The 23,934-nt window shown below is 62.8% G+C and carries 24 protein-coding genes; 4 read left to right on the plus strand and 20 right to left on the minus strand.

Annotation, left to right across the window (positions count from 1 at the left end; all coding sequences use genetic code 11):
- Positions 1-6 precede the first annotated feature (6 nt).
- The 17 genes from hypE to M4J40_RS00860 all read right to left on the minus strand — a co-directional run bounded on the left by hypE (position 7) and on the right by M4J40_RS00860 (position 14,407).
- Positions 7-1,053, minus strand: coding sequence for a hydrogenase expression/formation protein HypE (gene hypE / locus M4J40_RS00780; RefSeq protein ID WP_251751303.1), 1,047 nt, complete (start codon positions 1,051-1,053; stop codon positions 7-9).
- Positions 1,050-2,204, minus strand: a complete 1,155-nt coding sequence (gene hypD / locus M4J40_RS00785; protein WP_251751305.1) for a hydrogenase formation protein HypD — start codon at positions 2,202-2,204, stop codon at positions 1,050-1,052. Before hypD ends, hypE begins: the two co-directional genes overlap by 4 nt.
- Positions 2,201-2,443, minus strand: coding sequence for a HypC/HybG/HupF family hydrogenase formation chaperone (locus M4J40_RS00790; protein WP_251751306.1), 243 nt, complete (start codon positions 2,441-2,443; stop codon positions 2,201-2,203). The genes hypD and M4J40_RS00790 overlap by 4 nt, the downstream gene beginning before the upstream one ends.
- A 3-nt stretch (positions 2,444-2,446) precedes the next feature.
- On the minus strand, positions 2,447-4,711 hold the full coding sequence (gene hypF, locus M4J40_RS00795; RefSeq protein ID WP_251751307.1) for a carbamoyltransferase HypF: 2,265 nt from the start codon (positions 4,709-4,711) through the stop codon (positions 2,447-2,449).
- Between the two features lie 7 nt (positions 4,712-4,718).
- Positions 4,719-5,684 carry a hydrogenase nickel incorporation protein HypB gene (gene hypB / locus M4J40_RS00800; protein WP_251751310.1) on the minus strand — a complete coding sequence of 322 codons (966 nt, stop codon included), beginning with the start codon at positions 5,682-5,684 and terminating at the stop codon, positions 4,719-4,721.
- Positions 5,684-6,025, minus strand: a complete 342-nt coding sequence (hypA, locus tag M4J40_RS00805) for a hydrogenase maturation nickel metallochaperone HypA (protein ID WP_251751311.1) — start codon at positions 6,023-6,025, stop codon at positions 5,684-5,686. The genes hypB and hypA overlap by 1 nt, the downstream gene beginning before the upstream one ends.
- Positions 6,018-7,001, minus strand: a complete 984-nt coding sequence (locus M4J40_RS00810) for a hypothetical protein (RefSeq protein ID WP_251751312.1) — start codon at positions 6,999-7,001, stop codon at positions 6,018-6,020. The genes hypA and M4J40_RS00810 overlap by 8 nt, the downstream gene beginning before the upstream one ends.
- Entirely contained in the window at positions 6,998-7,501 is a 504-nt protein-coding gene (gene hybE / locus M4J40_RS00815) for a [NiFe]-hydrogenase assembly chaperone HybE (protein ID WP_251751313.1), read from the minus strand. Before hybE ends, M4J40_RS00810 begins: the two co-directional genes overlap by 4 nt.
- Positions 7,491-7,676 (minus strand): rubredoxin, encoded by a 186-nt coding sequence (locus tag M4J40_RS00820; protein WP_251751314.1) that lies wholly within the window; start codon positions 7,674-7,676, stop codon positions 7,491-7,493. Before M4J40_RS00820 ends, hybE begins: the two co-directional genes overlap by 11 nt.
- Positions 7,673-8,476 (minus strand): hydrogenase expression/formation protein, encoded by an 804-nt coding sequence (locus M4J40_RS00825; protein ID WP_251751315.1) that lies wholly within the window; start codon positions 8,474-8,476, stop codon positions 7,673-7,675. The genes M4J40_RS00820 and M4J40_RS00825 overlap by 4 nt, the downstream gene beginning before the upstream one ends.
- The gene (locus M4J40_RS00830) at positions 8,473-8,913 is read right to left on the minus strand and encodes a hydrogenase accessory protein (protein WP_251751316.1); all 441 of its coding nucleotides are present in this window, start codon (positions 8,911-8,913) and stop codon (positions 8,473-8,475) included. The genes M4J40_RS00825 and M4J40_RS00830 overlap by 4 nt, the downstream gene beginning before the upstream one ends.
- Positions 8,914-8,923: 10 nt before the next feature.
- Positions 8,924-9,748 (minus strand): glycosyltransferase, encoded by an 825-nt coding sequence (locus M4J40_RS00835; protein WP_251751317.1) that lies wholly within the window; start codon positions 9,746-9,748, stop codon positions 8,924-8,926.
- Between the two features lie 93 nt (positions 9,749-9,841).
- The gene (gene hypC, locus M4J40_RS00840; RefSeq protein WP_251751318.1) at positions 9,842-10,135 is read right to left on the minus strand and encodes a HypC/HybG/HupF family hydrogenase formation chaperone; all 294 of its coding nucleotides are present in this window, start codon (positions 10,133-10,135) and stop codon (positions 9,842-9,844) included.
- 12 nt (positions 10,136-10,147) lie between these two features.
- Positions 10,148-10,711 (minus strand): HyaD/HybD family hydrogenase maturation endopeptidase, encoded by a 564-nt coding sequence (locus M4J40_RS00845; RefSeq protein ID WP_251751319.1) that lies wholly within the window; start codon positions 10,709-10,711, stop codon positions 10,148-10,150.
- Between the two features lie 5 nt (positions 10,712-10,716).
- On the minus strand, positions 10,717-11,430 hold the full coding sequence (cybH, locus tag M4J40_RS00850) for a Ni/Fe-hydrogenase, b-type cytochrome subunit (RefSeq protein WP_251751642.1): 714 nt from the start codon (positions 11,428-11,430) through the stop codon (positions 10,717-10,719).
- A gap of 28 nt (positions 11,431-11,458) precedes the next feature.
- On the minus strand, positions 11,459-13,249 hold the full coding sequence (locus tag M4J40_RS00855) for a nickel-dependent hydrogenase large subunit (protein ID WP_251751320.1): 1,791 nt from the start codon (positions 13,247-13,249) through the stop codon (positions 11,459-11,461).
- Between the two features lie 60 nt (positions 13,250-13,309).
- Positions 13,310-14,407 (minus strand): hydrogenase small subunit, encoded by a 1,098-nt coding sequence (locus M4J40_RS00860; RefSeq protein WP_251751322.1) that lies wholly within the window; start codon positions 14,405-14,407, stop codon positions 13,310-13,312.
- A 289-nt stretch (positions 14,408-14,696) separates the two neighbouring features.
- On the opposite strand from M4J40_RS00860, the gene M4J40_RS00865 reads away from it, so the two are divergent.
- Complete coding sequence (locus M4J40_RS00865; RefSeq protein WP_251751324.1) at positions 14,697-15,068, plus strand: arsenate reductase; 372 nt, start codon at positions 14,697-14,699, stop codon at positions 15,066-15,068.
- A gap of 15 nt (positions 15,069-15,083) precedes the next feature.
- Here the strand turns inward: M4J40_RS00865 and M4J40_RS00870 are convergent, their stop codons facing one another.
- On the minus strand, positions 15,084-16,562 hold the full coding sequence (locus M4J40_RS00870) for a YdiU family protein (RefSeq protein ID WP_251751326.1): 1,479 nt from the start codon (positions 16,560-16,562) through the stop codon (positions 15,084-15,086).
- Between the two features lie 777 nt (positions 16,563-17,339).
- On the opposite strand from M4J40_RS00870, the gene M4J40_RS00875 reads away from it, so the two are divergent.
- The gene (locus M4J40_RS00875; RefSeq protein ID WP_251751327.1) at positions 17,340-18,233 is read left to right on the plus strand and encodes a tetratricopeptide repeat protein; all 894 of its coding nucleotides are present in this window, start codon (positions 17,340-17,342) and stop codon (positions 18,231-18,233) included.
- A 110-nt stretch (positions 18,234-18,343) separates the two neighbouring features.
- Here the strand turns inward: M4J40_RS00875 and xth are convergent, their stop codons facing one another.
- Positions 18,344-19,126, minus strand: a complete 783-nt coding sequence (gene xth / locus M4J40_RS00880) for an exodeoxyribonuclease III (protein WP_251751328.1) — start codon at positions 19,124-19,126, stop codon at positions 18,344-18,346.
- A 179-nt stretch (positions 19,127-19,305) separates the two neighbouring features.
- On the opposite strand from xth, the gene M4J40_RS00885 reads away from it, so the two are divergent.
- Positions 19,306-19,608, plus strand: a complete 303-nt coding sequence (locus tag M4J40_RS00885) for a hypothetical protein (RefSeq protein WP_251751329.1) — start codon at positions 19,306-19,308, stop codon at positions 19,606-19,608.
- A 135-nt stretch (positions 19,609-19,743) separates the two neighbouring features.
- Positions 19,744-23,196: a DNA polymerase III subunit alpha gene (gene dnaE / locus M4J40_RS00890; protein WP_251751330.1), complete on the plus strand. Its 3,453-nt coding sequence runs from the start codon at positions 19,744-19,746 to the stop codon at positions 23,194-23,196.
- 22 nt (positions 23,197-23,218) lie between these two features.
- On the opposite strand, the gene M4J40_RS00895 is transcribed toward dnaE, so the two are convergent.
- On the minus strand, positions 23,219-23,899 hold the full coding sequence (locus M4J40_RS00895) for a uracil-DNA glycosylase (protein ID WP_251751331.1): 681 nt from the start codon (positions 23,897-23,899) through the stop codon (positions 23,219-23,221).
- Positions 23,900-23,934 lie beyond the last annotated feature (35 nt).

A 23,934-nucleotide genomic window follows, 5' to 3' on the forward strand; every position in this document is an offset into this window, starting at 1 on the left:
CATATCTCAGCAGATTCGCGGCAGCTGTTCACCAGCCAACCAGTCGACGATGCGACCGCCGCCGAAGCCGGTGGTCATTTGCACGAAGTGCTGGTCGTCCTCCACCGTCTCCCCGATGATGGCCGCATCTACGCCAAGCGGGTGGGCCCGCATTGCTTCCACCAGTCCTTCAGCCGCCTCGACCGCCACGACGGCGACGAGCTTGCCCTCGTTGGCGACGTTCAGTGGGTCAAGCCCCAGGAGCTCGCAGGCGGCGGCTACCTGACGCTTGATCGGAATGCGATCCTCGACAATGCGGAAGCCGACGTCCGACTGGTGAGCCAACTCATTGAGGGTGGCGGCGAGTCCGCCGCGCGTCGGGTCGCGCATCAGCCTGAGGTGAGGACCGGCAGCCGCGACCATTGCCTCGACGAGACCGTTGAGTGCCGCGCTGTCCGACAGGATTTCCGTTTCGAACGTAAGGTTCTCGCGGCTCGACATGATGGCGACGCCATGATCGCCCATCGAGCCGGACACGATCACCTTGTCGCCGGGTCTTGCCTTGTCGCCTGACAATGAGAGACCGTCGGGCACCACGCCGACGCCGGCCGTCGAGATGAAAACGCCGTCCGCCTTGCCGCGCTCCACCACCTTGGTGTCGCCGGTCACGATCGTCACGCCGGCCGCCTTGGCCGCCGCGCCCATGGACTCGGCAATGCGTTTCAGATCGCCGAGCGGGAAGCCTTCCTCGATGATGTAGCTTGCCGACAGGTAGAGCGGCTTCGCGCCGGCCATGGCGAGATCGTTGACCGTACCGTGCACGGCGAGCGATCCGATGTCGCCCCCGGGGAAGAAGATCGGCGACACCACATAGCCATCGGTCGTCATCACCATGCGACCGCCGGTCGGGGTCGGAAAACTCGCCTGATCGTTGCCTTGATCGAGCAACTCATTGCCGAAGGCATCCTTGAATATCGAGGAAATCAGTTCGGCCATGGCTCGGCCGCCGGCACCGTGGCTCATGTCGACCCGCCCGTTCTTCAGGTCGAGTTTGCGGCGGAAGGTCTTGCTCATGCGCGTCTCCGGAGGTCCGCATCGCTCTGGCGAGTGCGGAAGCGGCCATAGGTCCAATGGGCGGCGCAGGCGCCTTCCGACGACACCATGCAGGCGCCCGTCGGCGTTTCCGGTGTGCAGACGGTACCGAACAGGCGACAGTCCGCCGGCTTTTTCTGACCGCGCAGAATGGCGCCGCACTCGCAAGCGGGATTGTCCTCGGCCGGCTGCGTCTCGATGGTGAAACGTTTCTCGGCATCGTAGAAGGCGAAGGCCTCGCGAAGCTTCAGTGCGCTTCTTGGCACAGCGCCGAGCCCTCGCCATTCGAAGCTGTCGCGCAGCTCGAACACCTCGTCGCACAGATCGATGGCGACCGGGTTGCCTTCCGTCCGGACAGCGCGGATGTACTGGTTCTCCACCTCGGCCCGCTGTTCGTTGACCTGACGCACCAGCATCAGGATGGCGTACATGACGTCGAGCGGCTCGAAGCCGGCGATGACCACCGGTTTGCGATAATCGCGGGCGAATATCTCGTAGGGTTCCATGCCGATGATGGTCGAGACGTGGGACGGTCCGACGAAGCCCTCAATGGCGATCGGCGGTTCGTCCGGCGTTGGCGGCATGTCGAGAATGGCGCGCATCGCGACCGGTGTCAGCACATGGTTGCAGAAGATGGAGAAGTTCTTGAGTCCCTTGGCCTCGGCCGCCTTCAGCGCCACGGCCGTCGGCGGCGTGGTCGTCTCGAAACCGATGGCGAAGAACACCACCTGCCGTTCGGGATTGACCTCGGCGATGCGGATGGCATCGAGCGAGGAATAGACCATGCGGATGTCGGCGCCCGCTGCCTTCGCCTTCATCAGGCTGAGGCCGCCCGAAGCCGGCACGCGCATCAGGTCGGCATAGGTGCAGAGCGTCACCTCCGGCCGCCTCGCGAGACGAATGGCGTCGTCGATGCGGCCGATCGGCAGCACGCAGACGGGACAGCCGGGACCATGGATCATGCGCACGTTCGCCGGCAGCAGATCCTCGATGCCGTAGCGGGAGATGGCATGCGTGTGACCGCCGCAGAACTCCATGAAGGCGTAGGAGCGGTCGGGCCGCACTTCGGCGGCGATGGCGGCGGCGATATCGCGCGCCTTGTCGCCGTCGCGATACTCATCGACATATTTCATCGAGCGCCTCCGGCGGCGAGCGGCACGCCGCGCGCTTCGTCCAGTAGATCCAGGGTGCGTCTTGCCTCATCCGGATCGACCTTGGACAACGCGTAGCCGACGTGGACGATGACATAATCGCCGACGGCGACGTTCTTCACCAGCGCGGTAGAGATGGTCATCGATACCCCGTCAAGACTGATCTTGGCCATGTTGTCGGGCAAGAGCTCGGTGACGAGGGCGGGAACGGCAAGGCACATGGGTCATGTCTCCGAGAAGGCTCGGCGGGCGAGGACGGCCTGCCCGAAGGAAAGGCCGCCATCGTTGGCCGGCAGGCGCCGGGCGAGGAGGGGGGTGAGGTTGGATTGGACGAGCGCCGCCGAAAGCCCTTCGGCCAAAACTCGGTTCATCAGACAGCCACCGCCGAGCGCAATCGCCGTGAGGCCTGTGGCGGTTGCACCATGGCGGGCGAGGGCGGCAAAACCTTCGATCAGAGTGCCGTGGAACAGCGATGCGCCGGTACGGGCATCGGGACGGGCGAGGGCAAAGTGGGCGAGCAATGGTGCGAAGGAGAGGACGCCATCGTCAAGAACGAAGCCACCAGAGAAAGCGACCGGCTGATCGACGAGCGCCTCCAGCTCCATCGCCGCCTGTCCTTCGTAATCTTGAACGGTGCGAACGCCGAGCAGCGCCGCCGCCGCATCGAACAGCCGCCCGAGCGAGGTCGTGGAGAGGCGGTCGGCGCCTGAGACGATACGCTCCGCAATGGGGCCGGCCAGCGTTCGGTCGGGAAAAAGCACTGGCGCGAGGTCGGCCCGTCCGAGAGCGGCGAGCGCACCAACCCCCATACGCCACGGCTCGCGAGCGGCTCGGTCGCCTCCCGGCAGCGGCAACGACGCCAGGTGCCCGATGCGCCGATGCTTCGCTCCGTCGACTGCGAGCAGTTCGCCGCCCCAGGCGCCACCGTCGTCGCCAAGGCCATGGCCGTCGAGGGCAAGGCCGAGCGCCGGACCGTCAAGCCCGACTTCGGCTGCCACCGCTGCCACATGTGCCGCATGGTGCTGTACGCGGACGACAGGCAAGCCGAACTCGTCGGCCATCTGGCTGGATCGATAGTCGGGGTGGAGGTCCGAGGCGATCAGCTCGGGTTGTACGCCGACGATATCGATGAGATGCGCGATGGTCTCGCGATAGAACTTCAGCGTTTCGGCGGTGTCGAGGTCGCCAACATGCTGCGAAACGAAGGCTTCGCGTCCGCGTGTAAGCGTCACGGTGGACTTCAGGTGCGCGCCGAGGGCCAGGGTTGCGGGGCCGTCTTCGGCGAATGCGATCGGTTCGGGAACGTAGCCACGCGCCCGGCGCAGGAATGACGGTGCGCCGGCAATGATCTGGGCAACGCTGTCGTCGGCACGCACGACGATGGCACGATCATGCGTGACGATCAGGTCGGCAATGCCGGCAAGACGTCGCATAGCGTCCTCGTCGTCCACCACCAGGGGCTCGCCGCCCGGGTTGGCCGAGGTGGCGACCAGAACGAAGTCGTTGGGGGTATGCGGATCGTGACCGGCGAAGTCATGGTTGGCGAGCGCGGCGAACAGCAGATGGTGTACCGGCGCATAGGCCAGCATGACCCCCACGCGGGATAGTCCAGGCGAGACGGCGGGCGCCAGTACTCCGGGTTTTGCCTGCATCAACACGATGGGTCGGGCAGTCGACGAACAGAGGTTCAGCTCCTCCGAAGACGCGTCGGCTACTTCCGAGATTGAAGCGGCGTTAGCGACCATCAACGCGAAGGGCTTGAACTCGCGGGCCTTCCGCGCCCGAAGCTCCGAGACAGCACCGGCGTTGCGACCGTCGCAGACCAGATGAAAGCCGCCGATTCCCTTCAGCGCCACGATGCACCCACTTCGTATTGCCGTGGCGATCTCGGCGATAGGGTGGCTCAGCTGCGGTCCGCAGGCGGGGCAGGCGACCGGCTCGGCATGGAAGCGCCGGTCGCGCACGTCCGTGTAGGCCTCCGCGCAGTCGGGACACATGGGGAAAGAGGCCATCGACGTCTGCCGACGGTCATAGGGCAGACGGCGGGTGATGGTGTAGCGCGGCCCGCAGTGGGTGCAGTTGACGAAGGGGTAGGAGAAATAGCGGCTCGTTGGGTCGAACAGTTCGGCAAGGCAGGCGTTGCAGGTGGCCGCGTCGGCCACGATACGCGTCATGGTCTCGCCGTCGAGGCTCTCCCTGATGACGAACTCGGTGTCGCCAGTCACCGGCATGTTCTCACGAAGGATCGTGTCGATGCGGGCGAGAGGTGGGGCTTCCGAGTTCAGGCGTCGCGCAAACTCCTCGACGCGTACGCCTTCCACTTCGATGGTGACGCCGTCCGCTCCGTTTCGGACATAACCGGTCAGGCCGCAATCCGTCGCGAGCCTATGTACGAAAGGCCGCATGCCCACGCCTTGCACGGCGCCATTCACCTTGAGGAAAAGGCGCGCCGCAGGGGCGAAGGTGTCGGGAGTGGGCACGACGGTCATCGTTTCGTCAGGCCCGAACGACGGCAGCGGCGCGGGAAAGCGCTGCGCGCGCCTCGACCCAGGCATAGAAGGCGGCCATGCCCTCTCCGGTTTCGGCGGAGACCACAAGCGTCTGGAGGTGCGGATTGACCGTGAGCGCCGCCGCGAGACACTTGCCGACGTCGAACTTCAGATGGGGCAGAAGGTCGGCCTTGTTGAGGAGCAGAAGATCGGCCACCGCGAACATGTCGGGATACTTCAGCGGCTTGTCCTCTCCTTCGGTAACCGAGAGCACCACTACCTTGTGCGCCTCCCCGAGGTCGAATCCGGCCGGACAGACAAGGTTGCCGACATTCTCGATGAACAGGAGCCCGCCGGGCTCTGCCTTGATGTCGTCGAGCGCGGCGCCAACCATGCTCGCTTCGAGATGGCATCCTTTGCCGGTGTTGATCTGGACGGCGCGGGCGCCGGTCGCCCGGATGCGTTCCGCGTCGTTCTCGGTCTGCTGGTCGCCTTCTATGACGGCGATCGGGAACTTTGCCTTCAGGTCTTCGATGGCACGTACCAAAAGGGTCGTTTTGCCCGAGCCAGGAGACGACATGAGGTTGAGCGCGAGCGTGCCGGTAGCCGCGAGGCGGGCACGGTTTTGCCGTGCGGCATCGTTGTTCTTGGCGAGGATGTCGCGCTCGATGCGGATTACCCGTTCGCTGTCGATGCCGGCTTGGTGCACGGCTGCAAGCGGTGCGGCATGAACATGATGAGAGTGCTCATGATCATGCGAGTGATCGTGGTCGTGAGAGTGGTGGTCGTGATGGTGATCATGGCCGTGAGAATGGGCATGATCGTGTAGGTGATCATGGTCGTGATGGTGATGTTCGTGGCCATGCTCATGATCGTGAGGATGATCGTGCGAGTGGCCATGGAGCTCCGCCGGCGTCTTGCCGTTGATCCTGTAGCCTGTGCCGCCTGAGCCGCAACCGCAATCCTTGCACATCACTCCACCTCCAGTTCGCGCAGCCTGAGCTCGTCGCCGCTGCTCATCTGCACGTGTCGGCGTCCGCATTCCGGACAGGCGCCGAAGCGTTCGGTCATCGGCACGGTCTTAGCACAATCGAGACACCAGCCACTGCCAGGAATGCGCTCGATGACCAGCCTTGCGTTCTCCGCAAGGGTACCGTGGCTGACGGCCGAAAAGCAGAAAGCCAGGGCGTCGGGGTCGACATAACCGAGCGCGCCCACCTCCAGAACCAGCGACCGGATACGCTGGGCACCATTTTTCTTCGCCTCGTCGACGGCGATCTCGACCACCGCCTCGCAAAGCGACATCTCATGCATCGGCGGCCCCTTCCGGGACGACATCGACAGCAACACAGGGAGAAAACTGCGCCGCCAGCCTCGCGATCGCTATTACGACATCGCCTTCCGGCCGGAATCCCACGACGGCGCGCGCAAACGGTCCGTCAGGATGGAAGTTCCATTCCGTGGGAGCGACGACGCGGGCGTCTCGGAGCCGTCCATCTCCTTGCACCACTACAGAATAATATAACCTGCCGCGTGGACTTTCCACTGAGGCGTATCCCGTATGGTTCTGCGTCCGATTTGCAGTAAGCCAGCCGCCGAAGTCTCCCTCGTTGCTGGCGCCGCCGAGAAGAATGCCGAGCGCTTCCTCCGCCTCGACGAGACGGGCGGCGTCCGTCGCGCCTCGAACCGAAGCAGACCAGCCGAGGCGGGCTGCCGGACCAGTTTCGGGGTGTCGGTCGGGGAGGGCGGGGAGGGATGGGAACTCGGCATCGGTTTCCAACGCGGCGATGACGGCGTCGTCGTCGGCTGATGTCAGCGCGTCCGGCAAGGCAGGGTGATCCGGTAACGTCGGCAACCAATCGGGTACGAGACCGAAGACCGCATTGATGGCGCGGATGTCGTCACCTGCTGTTCCTGTCCGCGCCGCCTTGCGAGCGGCCTCAAGGGCGTCGCGCACAATGGGGAAGGCTGCAACAGGCGCAAGACGAACCAACTCGCGCAGGTGCTCGGCAACCCGCTCCGCCGCCAACCGAACGCGCCAACGCTCCGTCATTTCCCTCGGAATCACGCGTTGCCCGGCCATCGCGGCGGCGAATGTCAGCGCGGCGGCGTGCGACACCCCGCAGACAGCGTTGACGAGACCAACCGCCTCGACCGCCTGCTCGATCGGTCGGCCTGCAAAGCGCGACGCCAGCGACAACGGTCGTGCCGAACGGATCGACGTCGCGGCAACCACGCCGTTCGCCATGGAAAAGCCAACCGTTACCTTGCCCGGATCGAAGCCGCTCATGATCCCGCGTCCGGCGTAGCGCGCCCGAAACCCAGAAGGCGTCGACGATCCAGGGGGATGGAGAGGGACTCGATTTCCGACGGCTCAACCTCGCGTAACAGCTCATCCATGGCGGCCAAGGCAACCTCTTCGGCTATCACCTGGTCATCGAACTCATCCATCGGCGAGAATAGCGAAGCGGTGCCATAGCGACCGCCGTCGTCCATTGATGCCACCACGAAGTCGACCTCGCCGGCCGGCAGCTCAAGCCGTAGCGTGACACCCTCTGGCGGCAACTTGATACCGCTGTCAGGTACGGCGACAATGGTCATGCACCAGGGCGTGACGACGACCGCGAAGCGGAAGCGGCCGAAGCGCCGGATCGGCGTCACCATGACGGCGAGCGCGGGATTGTGAACGGGAAGGGCCGACATGCGGTTGTCGGCCGCTCGCCAGAAGTCTCCGAGGCGGCAGACAAGTTTCTCGTCGTCGAGGTCGGACAGGAGCGCATCAGCGATCATCGTCGATCCTCATGAACCTGAGCTTGGATCCATCGCAGTTCGGGCAGTGCCAGTCCTCCGGCAATGCCTGAAAGGGTGTTCCGGGAGGCACCTGCGCCACGTCATCACCCTCGGCCGGATCATACACCGTCCAGCAGACGCCGCACTCCCAACGATCTTCCGGGGGAAAAGTCATTGGAAGTAAGCCTCGCCGATCTCGCGAAGACGAACGGCAGAGTCGCGAAAGTCCTCCACGGCCGCCTGCGCTGCGGTCGGCACATCTCCGATCTCGATGGTATCGAGCAGGATGGCGTCCATGGCATTGAAGAACTGCACCGACCAGACGTTGTGTATGGCCGTTGCCTGGACGCGACAGCTGCCATATCCGCGCGACACGATTTTTATCGGACCGGTTCCTAGCCGATCGACCAGGAGGTCCAGATCCTCCGCCAGCATCGGCATCAGCGTCAGGGAAATGACGTGGTTGGGCTCGCCCGGCCGGTAGGCTTCGGCCCGGTCGGCGATTTCCGCCAACACCGCCGGCGCATTCATCACCCCGGCCGGCAGGGTCCCGAGATCGAGGTTCGGCAGTGTCATCGCCGCGGCGCGGCGAACCGCCTGCGGCACGGCTGATACCTCAGCATAATCGGCGATCATCGTGTGATCGGCGCCCAGGAAACGGACGCGCCAGAGGCCGGCAAAGACGCTCTCAACAATCTCGGCCACTACTCCGTCCGGAAGCGCTACCGTGGCCGCTACTTCGCCCTCGCCGAGAATCTCATTGAGCAGCAGCTTTTCGTCGTCGTTCAGAGGAGCGAAGTCGAACAGCAGGCCTGGCGCCGCCGCGGTCTGCCGTTCGAGTGCGGCGGCCATGTCCGGAAGAAGACGTGCGACACTAGGGCAGCGGGCAATCAGTGCCTCGGCGTCGGACGTCGCCAGGAAGGCGAGGGTACCGGTACCCGTGGTTCGGCCAGTTGTCGGGAGATCCGTCGTCATGCCTCGTCCCTCCGGGCATTCGTAGTCATCACGATGCGGTTTGGAGCGGCAAATGCCGGGGCATCCTCCCTGAGCGCCGCTCCGAGGCGGTCGAGATATTCGCCCCAGTCGCGAATGCGAGGCAACACGTCGAGCACCGTTTGACCACGCAATACGACCAACGAGGGAAGGACCTCGACCCGACAGCGCGCCTTCAGTGCCGCTTCGGCCGAAGAGGCGATCACGCCCGCGCGGAAGCGACCTTGGAAGGCGGACAGCAGCTCCGGCAGCACCACGGCAACGTCTCCGCTGTCGCTCCGCTGGTTGGGATCGCCGGTAAAGAACAACAGCGTGTGCTCCGGTTCGCCGGTGGCGGGTGCCAAGAAGGCGTCGAACGTATCGGCGTCGATGGTCGGCAAGCCGTGGCGGCTTGAGAGTGCGGCGATCAATGCGGACATGACTTTGACCTCACAGCCCCTTCAATCGAGCGACGACGTAGCGACCGAGGCCACGTGCCTGACGCCATGGCGTCAGGAGGTAGTTCTCGGCTGCGATTCCAAGGTCGCTTTCACCTTCGGTGTTGCGAAGCGTCGAAATCGTGGGAAAAAGGTCGGCCAAGGACTCAAGACGAACCCGCGTCCCCTTGATCCGGTTGGAAACGTTGCCCCCGTGGACGACCTGAAGCCAGGCCGGGCGCCCTTCGAGTTGCCGCACCGGCGCCAGTCGGGCGATGTTGACGTGAATTTCGCCCCAAATGGTCCGGGCGTCGAGCGCCATTGGCTCCAGGAGCGAGGCGAAGGGATTTTTACGGTCGACGATCCGATAGAGACGCGGTGTGGTGCTGGCTGCCGAAAGGATCGCGCCATTTGGAAAGTTGAACACCTGGGCCGCGCCGGCTCGCGCCGCTTCGCGGAGCCGGGCGACATGGTCGACGGCCAGGATGTCGTCACTGTCGAGCCGAGTGGACAACAGCCAGTCGCTGTCGGCATATCGAGGCAGAACGCCGGGTATGATCTCCGGCATCATGAAGCGATCGGTGAACTCGGCGTGAAATGGGAAAACCTTCTGAAGATCGCCGATGACCTGCTTGAATTCGGCTGGCGTCTCTCGATCGAAAAAGATCACCCAGTCGAAATCCGTTTCCGTCTGCTGTGCGACGCTCGGCAGGCAATAGTCGCGGAACAGGCGAACCCGATCGGCCAACCATCCCGGTTGCGAGCGGAGGTAGAGTTCCCGGCCTGGCGAAGGCACATTGAAGCGTGTTAGGAAAACATGCTTGATCCTGGCACTCATACTGGCTCGTCCTCGGTGCTTTACGGATACTGGACGGGAAGACTTGCCCGGCCGGCGCCCCTTGCTATCGTATGATTCCTGAGCTGAGCGCTCTCATTTCCTGAGATGCGCTGGCAGTTCCGGTTCGCGATCCATGAGATCGGCGAAAAGATGCTCGAAGGGACGCCCCTCCGCCGCTGCCGCGAGACCGTCGAGCGCACGACCGATCGTCTCTGCCTCTGCGTCGTCAAGCACGCGGATGGCGCTGTCGAGGTGTATGAGCAATCGGGCTCCAGGCGCCTGCCTGCCGACCAGCAGCGTCGAAACCCGCCGCGTCTCACCGTGCCACTCGCAGAGAGCGGAAAAATCGTCGCCATCGACGACGGTCATTGGCAGACCAAGGCACATGGTTCGGCTCCCTCAGCCTGCGGCACGTGGCCGCTCATAGGCGGCCCGATCGATGTCGTTGGCAAGCAGGCCGCCCTCCGGAGGAAGGGAAACCGCGCGCCGAACTGGCGAAACGCCCCAGCCCGAGAGCATGTCGACCGCGAGAGCAATCGCCGGCTCGATGCTGGCGGCGACTGGAGCAGTCAATGGCCCGCCCCAATCTTCGAGGTCGAGCGGTTGGCAGCCGATCAGGGCGATGTCGCCGGGATAGTGCCCCATGAGATCTGCGGCGGAAAGAACTTCCTGAAAGCCGGTCTGATGCAGGCTCATCTTCTTGGCGCCGGTGAACTTCGGCACTTCATCGCCTCTCACCACCTTTAGCGTGCCGGGCTCAAGGCCATAATCGATGGCATCGAACACCAGCAGGCGCTCGGCCTCTGCCACATGATTGACGAGGTAGAGACCCTGCGTACCGCCGTCGAGCAAATCGACGCCATCGGCCATGGCGTAGAGCCGATGAAAGGCCTCGACGGCGCGTACGCCAAAGCCCTCGTCGGCCCATAGGATGTTGCCGATTCCCAGTACCAATACGGTCATGCCACTCAGCCCTCGCGCTCGTCGCGGAACTGCCGCTCGCCGGAGATCATGGTGGAGATCATGGTCTGGCGGCTCATGATGTCCTCTCGCACTGCGGCGTAGATATGGATCACGGCAAAAATGACGATGACCCACATGCCGAGATGATGCAGCGTGTGAACGTCCTGAGAGTTCGGCCAGATGTCGAATACCCAGCCGAAGACCTTGGCCTGCCAGCTGTCGCGACCGGTGCCTTCGGAGTAGAGCGCGAACCCGGTGATGATCATGCCAAGGTTGAACAGCGTGAACATCGCAAACATGGCCGTGTGGGCCAGCGGGTTGTGGCCAATATACTTGTAGGGTTCCTTTTCGAGGAACAGGTACCAGCGCGCCTCGCGGACGACGCCCTTCCACCACGCCTTCTCCCAGACCGGCAAATAGAAGATCTGGCGGGAGTATTTGTTGCCCCAGAAGGACCAGAGGATGCGGGCAAGGAAGGCGACGGTCAGCACCTGCCCGGCGGCGAAATGGGCGAAACGGATATAGCCGAACAGGAAGCTGCCAGAAGCTTCGCCCGGCATGGTCGGCGGTGGCGAACCTATGAAATAGCCGGTCACCGCCAGAATGGTGATGCAGAGGGCGTTGCCCCAATGCCACAGGCGCACCGGCGCCTCGTAGACATAGATGGACGGGCCGGCGACGATGACGTCGTCGGTGGCGTCCATCACGCCGGTGAGCATCTTCGCGTCATGTGCCATCGCGTTGCCCTCAGCGGACGGTGACGGTTGCCATGTCCTGGCCATCTTCGCTCATCACATGGGTCGAGCAGGCGAGGCATGGGTCGAAGGAGTGCAGCGTCCTCAGGATTTCAAGCGGCTTTTCGGGATCGGCCATCGGCGTGTCGAGCAGGGCCGCCTCGAAGGCGCCGATGTTCCCCTCGGGGTCGCGCGGCGAGCCGTTCCAGGTGGTGGGAACAACGGCCTGGTAGTTGTCGATCTTGCCGTCCTTGATCTTGATCCAATGGCCGAGCGCGCCACGAGGCGCTTCGGTAAAGCCGACGCCCTTCGCTTCCTTCGGCCAGGTGTCCGGCGTCCACTTGTCGGTGTTGGCGGTAGAAAGGTCGCCGGCTTTGATCGTGGCGACCAGCTTGTCCTGGAAGTAGCGCAGTTCGCGAGCCGCCCATTGGCACTCAAGCGCGCGCGCCGCCGTGCGGCCTAGGGTCGAGAACAGTGCGGTGAGCGGCAGGCCGAGGTCGGTGAGCAGCTTGTCGACCGGCTCCTTGAACTCGGCCTTTCCCTGGGCGTAACCGATGACATAGCGAGCGAGCGGACCCACTTCGACGGCGTGGCCCTTCCATCGGGGCGATTTGATGAAGGAGTATTTCGCTGCCTCGTCCAGCGCCTCGATGTTGGTCTTGGTCCCGCGTGCGTTGGGGCCGAGCTCGAAGTGCGGCTCGGTGACGCCGTCCCAGGGATGCAGACCCTTGGTCTCGTCGGGGTATTTGTACCAGGAGTGGGTGACGAACTCCTGCACCTCGTCCGGATTGCCAAGGTCGATCGGATGGATTTCGTCGAGCTTGCCGTTGAGAATGACGCCGCGCGGCAGCTTCAGCGAGGCTTCGGAATAGTCGTTGGCGTGCTCGGGGATGTCACCGTAGCTCATTACCGACGTCGACGACAGGCCTCCGCCGTGCAGCCAGTCCTTGTAGAAGGAACCAATGGCCTTGAGGTCCGGCAAGTAGACCTGTTCGGTGAAGGCGATCGCCTGATCGATGATCGATGAGACGAGGTTGAGCCGCTCCATGTTGATGGCGCCGACGGCACCTGTGCCGTCCACGTTGATCGGCGACGGAACGCCGCCCACCAGCCAGTTGGGGTGAGGGTTCTTGCCGCCGTAGATGGTGTGGATCTTGACGATTTCCTTCTGGAAATCGAGCGCTTCCAGGTAGTGGGCGACGGCCATCAGGTTGGCCTCGGGCGGCAGCTTGTAGGCGGCGTGCCCCCAGTAGCCGTTCTTGAACGGTCCGAGCTGCCCACTTTCCACGAACTTCTTGAGGCGCCCCTGCAGGTCGCGGAAATAGCCGGGCGAAGAAAGCGGCCAATCGGAAATCGATTGGGCAAGCGCGCTAGTCGCCTTGGGGTCGGCCGATAGCGCCGACACCACGTCCACCCAGTCGAGGGCGTGCAGATGGTAGAAGTGGACGAGGTGATCGTGCACCTGCAGCGTCAGCTGCATGATGTTGCGGATGGAGTTGGCGTTCTCGGGGATGGCGATGCCAAGCGCGTCTTCGACGGCCCGTACCGATGTCAGGGCATGCGTACCCGTGCAGACGCCACAGATGCGCTCCGTGAAGGCCCAGGCATCGCGTGGATCCCGGCCCTTCAGGATAACCTCGATGCCCCGCCACATGGTGCCGGTGGAAACCGCGTTGCGGATGACGTTGTCGGCGTCGACGTTCACCTCGACGCGCATGTGGCCCTCGATGCGCGTCACCGGATCGACGACGATGCGACGGCCGGCATTATCGAGCTTGAAGCCGTTGGGGGTTTCGATACCCATGGAAAAGTGTCCCGTTCGTGAGAGGGCCGGCGGGGCGCTGGGCGCCCACGCGCCGGGCTGTTACTGCTGATCGTTGCGACGATGGGGATCGTGCTTGCTGGTGAGGCGTTTCACAGCCGTCGCGGCCGTGTGGACGGCGACGCCGCCGATCACCGCACCGGCCGCCAGCATCCCGATCTGATCGGCGGTCGCCTCGACGCCGAACTGCCGGATGGTGGTCAGTCGGTCGTAGAACGAGCCCTTGTCCCAGAAGCCGTCTTCCGAGCAGCCGATGCAGCCGTGACCCGACTGGATGGGGAAGGAGACCCCACCGTTCCAGCGGACTGTCGAGCAGGCGTTGTAGGTGGTCGGGCCCTTGCAGCCCACCTTGTAGAGGCAGTAGCCCTTGCGGGCGCTCTCGTCGTCCCAGCTTTCCACGAACTGGCCGGCATCGAAATGCGGCCGGCGGTAGCATTTGTCGTGAATGCGCTGCGAATAGAACATCTTCGGCCGCCCCTGGCGGTCGAGCTCGGGCATTTTCCCGAAAGTCAGGATGTAGCTGATGACACCGGTCATCACCTCCGCGATCGGCGGACAGCCGGGCACCTTGATGATCGGCTTGTCGCGGATCACCTTGTCGATCGGCACCGCCTGTGTCGGATTGGGCTTGGCCGCCTGCACGCAGCCCCAGGACGCACAGGCGCCCCAGGCGATTACCGCCATGGCGTCGCCGGCCATCTCCTTCAGCTTCTCGACAAACGGGCGGCCGCCGTCGATGCAGTACATGCCGTCTTCGTTGAGGGGCGGGTTGCCTTCCACGGCCAGGATATAGCCGCCTTTGTATTTCTCGCGGGTTTCCTGAAGGATCGCGTCGGCCTGATGTCCGGCAGCTGCCATCAGCGTGTCGTCATAGTCGAGCGAGATCATCGACAGGATGACGTCCTTGGCCAGCGGGTGCGCGGACCGAATGAAGCTTTCCGAGCAACAGGTGCATTCGAGGCCGTGCATCCAGATGACCGGTATGCGCGGCTTGGTCTCCAGCGCATGCGCCATCTGGGAGGCTGCTACCGGGCCAAGCCCGAGGCTGGCTGCGGTCAGATTGCAGAACTTGACAAAGCTCCGCCGCGTGATCCCCTGCCTCCGGATCACGTCGTAAAAGGTCTCGGTCGCCGAACCCATGCTGTTCCCCCGAAAAGCGAACCAATGCGCACGAACGGCCGCTCAAGCTCTGGAAAAGACAGCTTGCATCGCGACTCGAGAACATTAGCAATCGCTCACGCAGCCTAGTCTTCAGTTCAGAATCGGTCCAGATCACAAATCGTAGTGATGGCAACGCGAGCCGGGTTTTCGTCGTTGGAATAAAGAGATAGTCTGGGTGCGGTGAGAAGGGGTAGGTGTCTTCGCGTATGAGGCCATACCCGCCATCGGCTCTAGAAAGACGAGCCGAGTGCAACCAAGAGGTAGAGCGATGCCCATTACCGTCTATGGAATCAAGAACTGCGACACCATGAAAAAGGCGTTTGCCTGGCTCGATCAGCACGGCATCGCCTACAGCTTCCACGACTACAAAAAGGCAGGCATCGCTGCCGACAAGGTCTCGGACTGGATGTCGCGTGCCGGGGGATGGGAGCACGTCGTCAACAAGAGCGGGCTCACGTTTCGCGGGCTGCCGGAAACCACCAAGGCTAGCCTCGACGATGAGCGCGCCATCGCCTTGATGGTCGAGAAGCCGACCATGATCCGCCGCCCGATCATCGAGGCCGATGGTGGCAAGCTGATCATCGGCTTTTCGGAAGAGTCCTTTACGGCGAGCTTCGACCCGTCCAACCCTACGCCGTAAGGAGCAAACCGGCAGTCACGTGCCGCAGAATGTCGCCATCACGCGGTCTTCCGGGCGCGGCGGAACGGCCAGATCGGCATCCTCGGGGCGTTCTTCGAAGGGGTTGGTCACCGCCTGAAGCAGGCGGACATAGGCCGAGCCATCATTCCTGTCGATGATCGCATCGAGCGCCTTCTCCACTTGATGGTTGCGCGGAATGAGCGCCGGGTTGATCGCCTGCATGCCCGCCGCGGACTCGGTCGGGGACCGACTGCCCGCTGCAAGGCGCGCCCTCCAGGCCGTCAGCCAGGGTTCGATATCGGCTTCCTCGCCGAACAACGACAGGAATGCCCCGGTGTCCGCATCGTGGGCGATCAGATCGGCAAGGCGGCGAAAGGCAAGGGTGAAGTCGGCCTTTCCCGCCTGCATCTGCGAGAGCAGCCCCGTAACCAGCTCGCGATCTCCCTTGCGTTCTTCGACAAGGCCAATCTTTGCGAGAAAGCGTTCGAAATAGGCTGCCTCGAACTGGCCGGCGAAATCGCTCAGGCGCTCCACGACAATCTCGACTGCCTTGTCCCGATCATCGGAGAGAAGCGGCAACAGGCACTCTCCGAGCCGGGCGAGGTTCCATTGCGCGATTTGCGCTTGCCGCCCATAGGCATAGCGCCCTTGCCTGTCGATTGAGCTTAGCGCCAGGTCTGGTTCGTAGGCGTCCAGGAAAGCGCATGGACCGTAATCTATGGTCTCGCCGGAGATCGCCATGTTGTCGGTGTTCATCACGCCGTGGATGAACCCGACCGACAGCCAAAGCGCGATCAGACAGGCTTGCCTGTGAACGACCCTTTCAAAGAGCGCGGCGTAAGGCGCTTCGCTTCCTGCAATGTCGGGATAAAGTCGTTCGATGACGTAATCGGCAAGGCGGCGGGCGCCGTCCACGTCGGAGCGATGGGCAAAATACTGGAAGGTTCCAACCCGGACATGACTGGCTGCGACACGCGTCAGCACGGCGCCAGGCATCGGTCTCTCGCGCAAGACCGTTTCGCCCGTGGCGACCGCGGCCAAAGACCGTGTCGTGGGGATGCCGAACGCGGCCATCGCCTCGCTGATCAGGTACTCCCTGAGAACCGGCCCCACCGCTGCTTTCCCGTCGCCGCGTCGCGAGAAGACCGTGCGACCGGAGCCCTTCAGTTGCAAGTCCAGACGTCGGCCATCGCTGGCGATCAGTTCGCCGAGCAGGACGGCCCTTCCATCACCGAGCGCCGGTACGAAATGGCCGAACTGATGGCCCGCATAGGCGAGGGCGATCGGATCGGCTCCCTCCGGTACGGACGCGCCCGACAACGCGGCGACACCATCGGGCGCTGCAAGCGCCTTGGCATCGAGGCCGAGCTCCGCTGCGAGAGTCGTGTTAAGCACCAGCAACCCCGGTGACGGGGCGGGCTCTGGACGTACGCGCTCGTAAAAGCGGGACGGCAGTCGGGCGTAACTGTTGTCGAAGACGATGGCGAGCGGCAAGAACGGCTCCTCGAATCCTAACCGTCGCTGACGGCCTTGGTAACGTGGGGCGGACCCGGCAACTGGCCGGCTCATGGGCATTCTACGTAGAGTTCCGAGCGGCGCACTGCAAGGGGTAGCGGTGTTTCCAACTGTTCGGCGGGCGATGGGGTGGACAACAAGAGAGTGAAATAAAATCAGATTGTTAGGAAAAAAATGTCAACCAAAGTGTCTGAAAATCTTGCAGATCCTGGGTTCATTTTTAGGTTTAGAAAATACAATCAATATATTGAATTCATTATATAAATACTTTGTAAGTGTGTCCTGCATGGAAGGCTTTGGTCTTCTTGCCCCAGCGCGGTGCTCCGGCAAACTCTCTCACCAGATCATCGGCGACCGATTCTGTTCTCAGCAGAAATGCTCCTGACTGGACTTCCAAAAAGAGGCTGGGCGGGAATCGCCGCTCTATGGTTGGGTATGTCCTGATGCAGACCGTCGATCAGACTTAAGGCTCGGGTCCGAAAGGTTACGCGATTGCGCAAAGCCACGGTCTTGGGGTAGCGACTGCTGTGTTGAATCCGCAACACGACCATCAAACTCGCGAAAACAGAAATCGTTAGGCATAAATTGCCCCTATTCAGCCATAAACGAACCTGACCTTGTCGCTGTAAAACAAGCGTGGGAAAGCGCGAACGGCAGCCCTTGCCGAGTGTCTTTGTCCTACGGAGGTTCGTGGATGGTGCGGTGCTTCGGCATCGCTGGCCGGAAAGCGGGCGGGGCGGAACGCCGAGAGTGAACATGTCGGGTGTCTGTGTCAGAAACGTCTGCAAGGTTTCCGTCGCCCTGGTATCGGGGGTGATGCTCGGCTCGCAGGCCTTGGCCTTCGATCCGCAGTCCGCCGCAAGGCAGGATGCGTGTTGCGATGCCGCTACAATGTCCACGCTTCGCGAGGCGACCCGGGCTTATTACTCGGGCGACAAGCGCGAGGCGGTTACCGGCCTTCTCGCCGCCGCCCAAAGTGGCCATCCCGCCGCGCAGTGGAAGCTTGGCCGCATGTACGCCAAGGGTGACGGTGTCGCCGAAGACGACATGAAGGCCTTCGAGTTCTTCAGCCAGTTGATTTCGGCTCACGGCGAAGACTCCCCGTCCTCCCCGGATGCGCCCTTCGTCTCAAGCGCCTTCGTCGAGGTGGGCTCCTACTATCTGACGGGCATAGCCGACACGGCCATCGTGCCCAACGTCAATCGTGCCCGCGAGATCTTCACATATGCCGCGTCCTATTTCGGTGACGCGCTGGCTCAGCTGAAGCTCGGATCCATGTATCTCGACGGTGTCGGCGTGGATCAGGATCCTCGTCAGGCCGCCAGATGGTTCTTGCTTGCCGCGCGCAAGGGGCAGGTGGACGCTCAGGCCAAGCTCGGCGAAATGCTGGTCAAGGGCGACCAGATCGAGCCTAATCCGGTGCATGGCCTGATGTGGCTGACCATTGCCCTGAAACGCGCCGAACTCATGCATCACGACGATACCGCGATCCGTGCCGCGCATGAAGAGGCCTTCTCGCTGGCGAGCGAGGATGAGCGCCGCAAGGCCATTGCGCTAGCCGATCAGTGGCTGATGGACAACGACTCTGCCTTCGCGCAGGCCTATTCCGCTCCGTCGGAGCGCCCCATCGAAGCCTCCGCAACACGCTGAGCCACCGGCTCTTCGCGCGTTTTTCGTATGGCTCCCGTCGGTCATCCGGCAGCGCAGCCGTCTTTGGCCGAGCCGCCCTTTCTCGTCGGTGTGCCATCTTTCCCTTTGCTTCAGATCCTGAGTTCGACGACGACCGGGACATGGTCCGATGGTTTGTCCCAATCGCGAACTTCGTCCTCGATCTCAACGCCCGCGATCCGATCGGCCGCCTGGGGAGAAGCCAGGATATGGTCGATTCTTATTCCCCAGTTTCTTTGGCGGGCGCCAGCCTGATAGTCCCAGAACGTATAGCGGCCGTCCCGGTCGTCAACGGCGCGTAGGGCATCCGTCCAGCCGAGGTTGGTGATCGCTCTGAAAGCAGCGCGACTCTCGGGCAGGAACAGTGCATCTCCGGCCCAGACCGCCGGGTCGTGGCAATCGCGAGGCTCGGGGATGATGTTGTAGTCTCCGCAGAGAAGGGTGCGTTCCTCAAGTGCTAGAAGTCCGGCAGCGTGACGCCGGAGGCGCTCCATCCAGGCGAGCTTGTAGACATACTTGTCGGTGTCAGGCGGATTGCCGTTCGGAAGGTAGATGGACGCTACGCGCAAACTGCCTTCTGGCACGGACACCACCGCCTCGACATAGCGCGACTGCGGGTCACCGTCGTCTCCGGGCAGTCCGCGCCGAACCTCATCGAGTGGCAGGAGAGACAGGAGGGCGACACCGTTGAACCCCTTCTGACCGTGAATGGCAAGATTGTAGCCAAGCCGCTCGAATGCCTCGGCGGGAAAGGCCTCGTCGACGCACTTTATCTCCTGGAGGCAGACGATATCGGGTCTGCTCTTCTCCAACCATTTCGTCGCGGTCTCGATACGCGCCCGAACGCCGTTGATGTTCCAAGTGGCAACGCGCATGCAAACTCCTCCGTCCGTCGTTTCGACGCGGCCGACTCCCTCGCTTCATCGTTAGGACCCATCTCATACGGTTGGGAACGTTACAAGAACTATTGTATTTTGATCTAGGTTAAGGGCATGCTTGACACATGAACAAAGATAGAACATTATGAGCTCTAACGCGGAACATGGAGGCGGGGATGACTGTGATAAGTGCCAGGGTTTCCATCGGCGAAATCGACTGTGTGGTTGGGATTCGATACAATCAATCGTTGTTTATTGGGAACAAAAAGGGTTCAATTTCGCCGCCCGGCTCGGTTTTGTCCGGGTTTTCGCGGGAAGAGGTGCCGACGGTTCGCGATTTCACGCTGTCACCACGAGAGCGCCTTGCCTCGGCGATCGCTTCTGCGACAATCGTTCGTGATGTGGCAGCGCTCGGAGCTCTCGTGCTGTTCGGTACCATGCTTATCCTGGTACTGAGTTCCGCCGACATGCTGGTTTGAGGCTTCGGACGGGTCGGCAGTTGTCCACAAGCGGTCCTGCTCGCCTCGAAAAGGCTCCGAACGCCCGCCCGGATGGAGTAGCCTATCGTCTTAATCGATCGGCTGCGGCGGTCGACCTCCAACCGGAACTTGACGATGATCGGCGACGTCGGATTCATTCACCTGCGCGTGCATAGCGCCTATTCGTTGCTCGAAGGGGCGCTTCCGCTTGTCAAGGCACTCAAGTTGGCCTTGGCCGACAATCAGCCGGCACTTGCCATTACCGATACCGGCAATCTTTTCTGCGCGCTGGAGTTTTCCGAGAAGGCCATCGAGAAGGGGCTGCAGCCGATCATCGGCTGCCAGATGGCTGTTGATTTCGGTGACGACAGTCCCGACCGCCGTCGCCCGGGTGGATTGCCGCAGGCCTTGCCATCCATTGTCTTGATCGCAGCGACGTCGGAGGGCTTTGCCAACCTGACGGTTCTGATGTCGCGTTCCTTCTTGGAGTCGGAGCCGGGCGCACCCGCCAATCTTCCGATCGACCGGCTCGAGGGGCTGACCGGCGGCATCATCGCGTTGACGGGCGGCCCCGGCGGACCGGTGGACAAGGCCATCGCCGCCGGCCTGATGCCTCAGGCCGAAAGCCGGCTCGCTCGACTGGAAGAGTTGTTCGGCGACCACCTTTATGTCGAGCTGCAGCGACATGGCACGCCTGAAGAGATCATGGTCGAGCCGCAACTCGTCGAGCTCGCCTATGCCCGCGGTCTGCCTCTCGTTGCCACCAATGAGTGCTATTTCCCATCGCGTGCCGACTATGAGGCGCACGACGCCCTGATTGCCATTTCCGAAGGGCGCATGGTCGCCGAGGATGATCGCCGGCGTTTGACTGAGGAGCACTATTTCAAGTCGCGCGCCGAAATGCAGACGCTGTTCGCCGATCTGCCGGAAGCGCTGGAGAACACCATTGAGATCGCCCGCCGTTGCACGGTCCGGGCCCCGAAGCGCAAGCCTCTTTTGCCTCGCTTCGCTGGTGCCGATGTCGATGACGTTGCTGCGGCCGAAGCGGCCGAGGTGGCCGAGCTGGAGCGTCAGGCCTGGGAAGGACTCGCCAGACGCATCGAAAGCCATGGCCTCGCGCCTGGACTGACGCTGGAGGACTATCACAAGCGCCTGGAGTTCGAACTCGGCATCATCACTCGCATGAAGTTTCCTGGCTACTTCTTGATCGTGGCGGACTTCATCAAATGGGCCAAGGAGCACGGAATCCCTGTCGGACCAGGACGAGGTTCGGGCGCCGGTTCGTTGGTCGCCTTCTCGCTCACCATCACCGACCTCGACCCCCTTCGGTTCGCCCTTCTTTTCGAGCGCTTCCTCAATCCCGAGCGCGTGTCGATGCCGGACTTCGACATCGACTTCTGCCAGGACCGCCGCGAAGAGGTGATCCGCTACGTTCAGAGAAAGTATGGCCGCGCTCAGGTGGCCCAGATCATCACCTTCGGTTCGCTGCAGGCGCGCGCCGTGCTGCGTGACGTCGGTCGCGTTTTGCAGATGTCCTATGGTCAGGTCGACAAGCTCTGCAAGTTGGTGCCGCAAAATCCCGCCCACCCGGTGACGCTGGTACAAGCGCTTGAGGACGAGCCAAGGCTCAAGGAGGCGCGCGAGGACCCGGTCGTTGATCGCCTGATCGACATTTCGATCAAGCTGGAGGGGCTTTACCGGCATGCGTCGACGCACGCCGCCGGCATTGTCATCGGCGACCGCCCTCTCGACCAGCTGGTGCCGCTCTATCGAGACCCGCGCTCGGACATGCCGGTCACCCAGTACAACATGAAGTGGGTGGAAAGTACCGGCCTCATCAAGTTCGACTTCCTCGGCCTCAAGACGCTGACGGTCCTGAGGCGTGCCGTCGATCTCATCGAGCGCAAGGGCGTGAAGATCGATCTGTCGGCGCTGCCGCTCGACGATCCGAAGACCTACGAGTTGCTGACCCATGGCGAGACGGTCGGCGTGTTCCAGCTGGAAAGCATGGGCATGCGCAAGGCCATCTCAGATATCAAGCCGGACCGCTTCGAGGACATCATCGCGCTCGTCGCGCTCTATCGTCCGGGTCCCATGGCCAACATTCCCGTTTATGGCGCTCGCAAGTTCGGCCTCGAGAAGCCCGATTATCTCCATGATTCCATCGAGCCCGTGCTGAAGGAAACCTACGGCATCATCGTCTATCAGGAACAGGTGATGCAGATCGCCCAGATCCTTTCGGGCTATTCGCTCGGCGAAGCCGACCTGTTGCGCCGCGCCATGGGCAAGAAGATCAAGGCGGAGATGGACAAGCAGCGGGTTCGCTTCGTTGATGGTGCCGTGGAGCGCGGTATCGACAAGGCACTCGCCGATACCATCTTCGATCTGTTGGCAAAGTTCGCCGACTACGGCTTCAACAAGAGCCATGCCGCCGCCTACGCGCTGGTTGCCTACCAGACGGCCTATCTCAAGGCCAACCATCCCGTCGAGTTCATGGCGGCGTCGATGACGCTCGAACTGACCAACACCGACAAGCTCAATGATTTCCGCCGCGAGGCAATCCGGCTCGGCATCACTGTGGAGCCGCCGTCCGTCAACCGGTCCGATGTGGTGTTCGAGGTGGATGGCAAGCACATTCTGTACGCGCTTGCTGCCGTCAAGGGCGTCGGCCAGGCTGCGGTTGAGCATATTGTCGAGCAGCGGGGTGACAAGCCCTTCCGATCGATCTCCGATTTTGCCAGTCGCATCAACCCCAAGGCGATGAACAAGCGCATCCTTGAGGCGCTCACCTCGGCCGGCGCCTTCGATTGTCTGGAGCCGAACAGGAACCGGGTGTTCCAGGGGCTCGATTCCGTAATGGCCACCGCCGCCCATAGGCTTGAACAGCAGCAAAGCGGACAGAACGAGCTTTTTGGTGGCGGAGGAGAGCCGGAGCCGGTCCGTTTGCCTTCGGTTCCCAACTGGCTGCCTGAAGAGAAGCTACAGCGCGAGCATACGGCCATCGGTTTCTACCTGTCCGCCCATCCGCTCGACGCCTACGAGGCGCTGCTCGGCCGTCTGAGGGTGCAGACGTGGGCTCAGTTCTCGTCGTCGGTCAAGCGGGGTGCATCGGCCGGGCGGCTCGCCGGCACCATCGTTGCCAAGCAGGAACGCAAGACTCGCACTGGCAACAAGATGGGCATCATCGGCATTTCCGATCCCACCGGCCAGTATGAGGCGGTCATTTTCTCGGAGGGGCTAGCCCATTTCCGCAGCTTGCTGGAGCCAGGTCAGTCCGTGATCTTGCTGGTCAATGCCGAGGATAAGCCCGAGGGCATCTCGGTACGTATCGACTCCGTGGAGCCCCTCGACCAGGCGGCTGGCAAGCTGCAGAACGCGCTTCGCATTTTCCTTCGCGGCGCGGAGCCGCTGCCGGCTCTCCGTGATGTGCTGAAACCAGGCGGGGAGGGGGATGTGTCGCTGATCGTTCTGGGTGACGGTGGGCGCGGGGAGGTGGAGGTGAAGCTGCCGGGCGGATACCGGGTGTCGCCTCAGCTTGCAGGCGCGCTTCGGGCCGTCGATGGTATTGTCGACGTGGAGCTGGCGTAAGCTCCGGCTTTCGGAGGCCTGCCTAGCGGTTGTCGAGGTCCCTGCGTACGGCGGCGAATACGGCTCGGAACATGTCTGGCGTCAACACACCCGTGTTGGTGTTGTAGCGGGAGCAGTGATAGCTGTCGTAAAGGCGAATCCCGGGCAGGCATTCAAGCGCGTGCACCGCGCCGTGGGCGAACTTGTGACGAACAAGCGGCACCCCGAGCGTCTTCAGCAACTGGTCATGGGCGATCTTGCCCAGGGCGATGATCGCCGACAGTCGCGAGAAGCTGGTCAGTGTTGCGGCAAAAAAACGCCGGCAATTGTTGACCTCGTCATTCGTCGGCTTGTTCTCCGGCGGCACGCAGCGCACGGAGTTGCTGATGGCGGCGTCGACCAGCTCGAAACCATCATTGGGGTCGGCGCGGTAAACGCCTTTCGCAAAGCCGAACTCACCCATCGTTTCGTAAAGAAGGTCGCCGGCGTAATCGCCGGTAAAGGCGCGTCCCGTGCGGTTGGCCCCGCGGAGGCCGGGTGCGAGGCCGGCAATGAGCAGGCGAGCGTCAGAGGTTCCGAAGGTCGGCACTGGCGCGTTATGCCAATCCGGATGTGCCTTTCGCTGGGCTTCTCGAAAAGCGACGAGACGAGGGCAGAGGTCACAGTCCCTGTCGGGCTCGACCGGATGTCCCAGGAAATCGACAAGAGCCTGTCGCTTTGACATGCAACTTTCCTACGGCTTCTGGGGGAGGGCAGCAG

This window comes from Pleomorphomonas sp. JP5, assembly GCF_023721815.1.
In the GTDB taxonomy this organism is placed as follows: domain Bacteria; phylum Pseudomonadota; class Alphaproteobacteria; order Rhizobiales; family Pleomorphomonadaceae; genus Pleomorphomonas.

Coding starts and splice junctions, on each gene's coding strand:
- M4J40_RS00835 (WP_251751317.1), bottom strand. CDS start 9,748: ATGAGTGCCAGGATCAAGCATGTTTTCCTAACACGCTTCAATGTGCCT.
- M4J40_RS00865 (WP_251751324.1), top strand. CDS start 14,697: ATGCCCATTACCGTCTATGGAATCAAGAACTGCGACACCATGAAAAAG.
- hypE (WP_251751303.1), bottom strand. CDS start 1,053: ATGAGCAAGACCTTCCGCCGCAAACTCGACCTGAAGAACGGGCGGGTC.
- M4J40_RS00895 (WP_251751331.1), bottom strand. CDS start 23,899: ATGTCAAAGCGACAGGCTCTTGTCGATTTCCTGGGACATCCGGTCGAG.
- M4J40_RS00790 (WP_251751306.1), bottom strand. CDS start 2,443: ATGTGCCTTGCCGTTCCCGCCCTCGTCACCGAGCTCTTGCCCGACAAC.
- hypA (WP_251751311.1), bottom strand. CDS start 6,025: ATGCATGAGATGTCGCTTTGCGAGGCGGTGGTCGAGATCGCCGTCGAC.
- M4J40_RS00825 (WP_251751315.1), bottom strand. CDS start 8,476: ATGACGACGGATCTCCCGACAACTGGCCGAACCACGGGTACCGGTACC.
- hybE (WP_251751313.1), bottom strand. CDS start 7,501: ATGATCGCTGATGCGCTCCTGTCCGACCTCGACGACGAGAAACTTGTC.
- M4J40_RS00875 (WP_251751327.1), top strand. CDS start 17,340: ATGTCGGGTGTCTGTGTCAGAAACGTCTGCAAGGTTTCCGTCGCCCTG.
- hypD (WP_251751305.1), bottom strand. CDS start 2,204: ATGAAATATGTCGATGAGTATCGCGACGGCGACAAGGCGCGCGATATC.
- hypC (WP_251751318.1), bottom strand. CDS start 10,135: ATGTGCCTTGGTCTGCCAATGACCGTCGTCGATGGCGACGATTTTTCC.
- M4J40_RS00860 (WP_251751322.1), bottom strand. CDS start 14,407: ATGGGTTCGGCGACCGAGACCTTTTACGACGTGATCCGGAGGCAGGGG.
- M4J40_RS00855 (WP_251751320.1), bottom strand. CDS start 13,249: ATGGGTATCGAAACCCCCAACGGCTTCAAGCTCGATAATGCCGGCCGT.
- hypB (WP_251751310.1), bottom strand. CDS start 5,684: ATGTGCAAGGATTGCGGTTGCGGCTCAGGCGGCACAGGCTACAGGATC.
- cybH (WP_251751642.1), bottom strand. CDS start 11,430: ATGCTCACCGGCGTGATGGACGCCACCGACGACGTCATCGTCGCCGGC.
- M4J40_RS00845 (WP_251751319.1), bottom strand. CDS start 10,711: ATGACCGTATTGGTACTGGGAATCGGCAACATCCTATGGGCCGACGAG.
- M4J40_RS00830 (WP_251751316.1), bottom strand. CDS start 8,913: ATGTCCGCATTGATCGCCGCACTCTCAAGCCGCCACGGCTTGCCGACC.
- M4J40_RS00820 (WP_251751314.1), bottom strand. CDS start 7,676: ATGACTTTTCCCCCGGAAGATCGTTGGGAGTGCGGCGTCTGCTGGACG.
- hypF (WP_251751307.1), bottom strand. CDS start 4,711: ATGACCGTCGTGCCCACTCCCGACACCTTCGCCCCTGCGGCGCGCCTT.
- xth (WP_251751328.1), bottom strand. CDS start 19,126: ATGCGCGTTGCCACTTGGAACATCAACGGCGTTCGGGCGCGTATCGAG.
- M4J40_RS00810 (WP_251751312.1), bottom strand. CDS start 7,001: ATGAGCGGCTTCGATCCGGGCAAGGTAACGGTTGGCTTTTCCATGGCG.
- M4J40_RS00885 (WP_251751329.1), top strand. CDS start 19,306: ATGACTGTGATAAGTGCCAGGGTTTCCATCGGCGAAATCGACTGTGTG.
- dnaE (WP_251751330.1), top strand. CDS start 19,744: ATGATCGGCGACGTCGGATTCATTCACCTGCGCGTGCATAGCGCCTAT.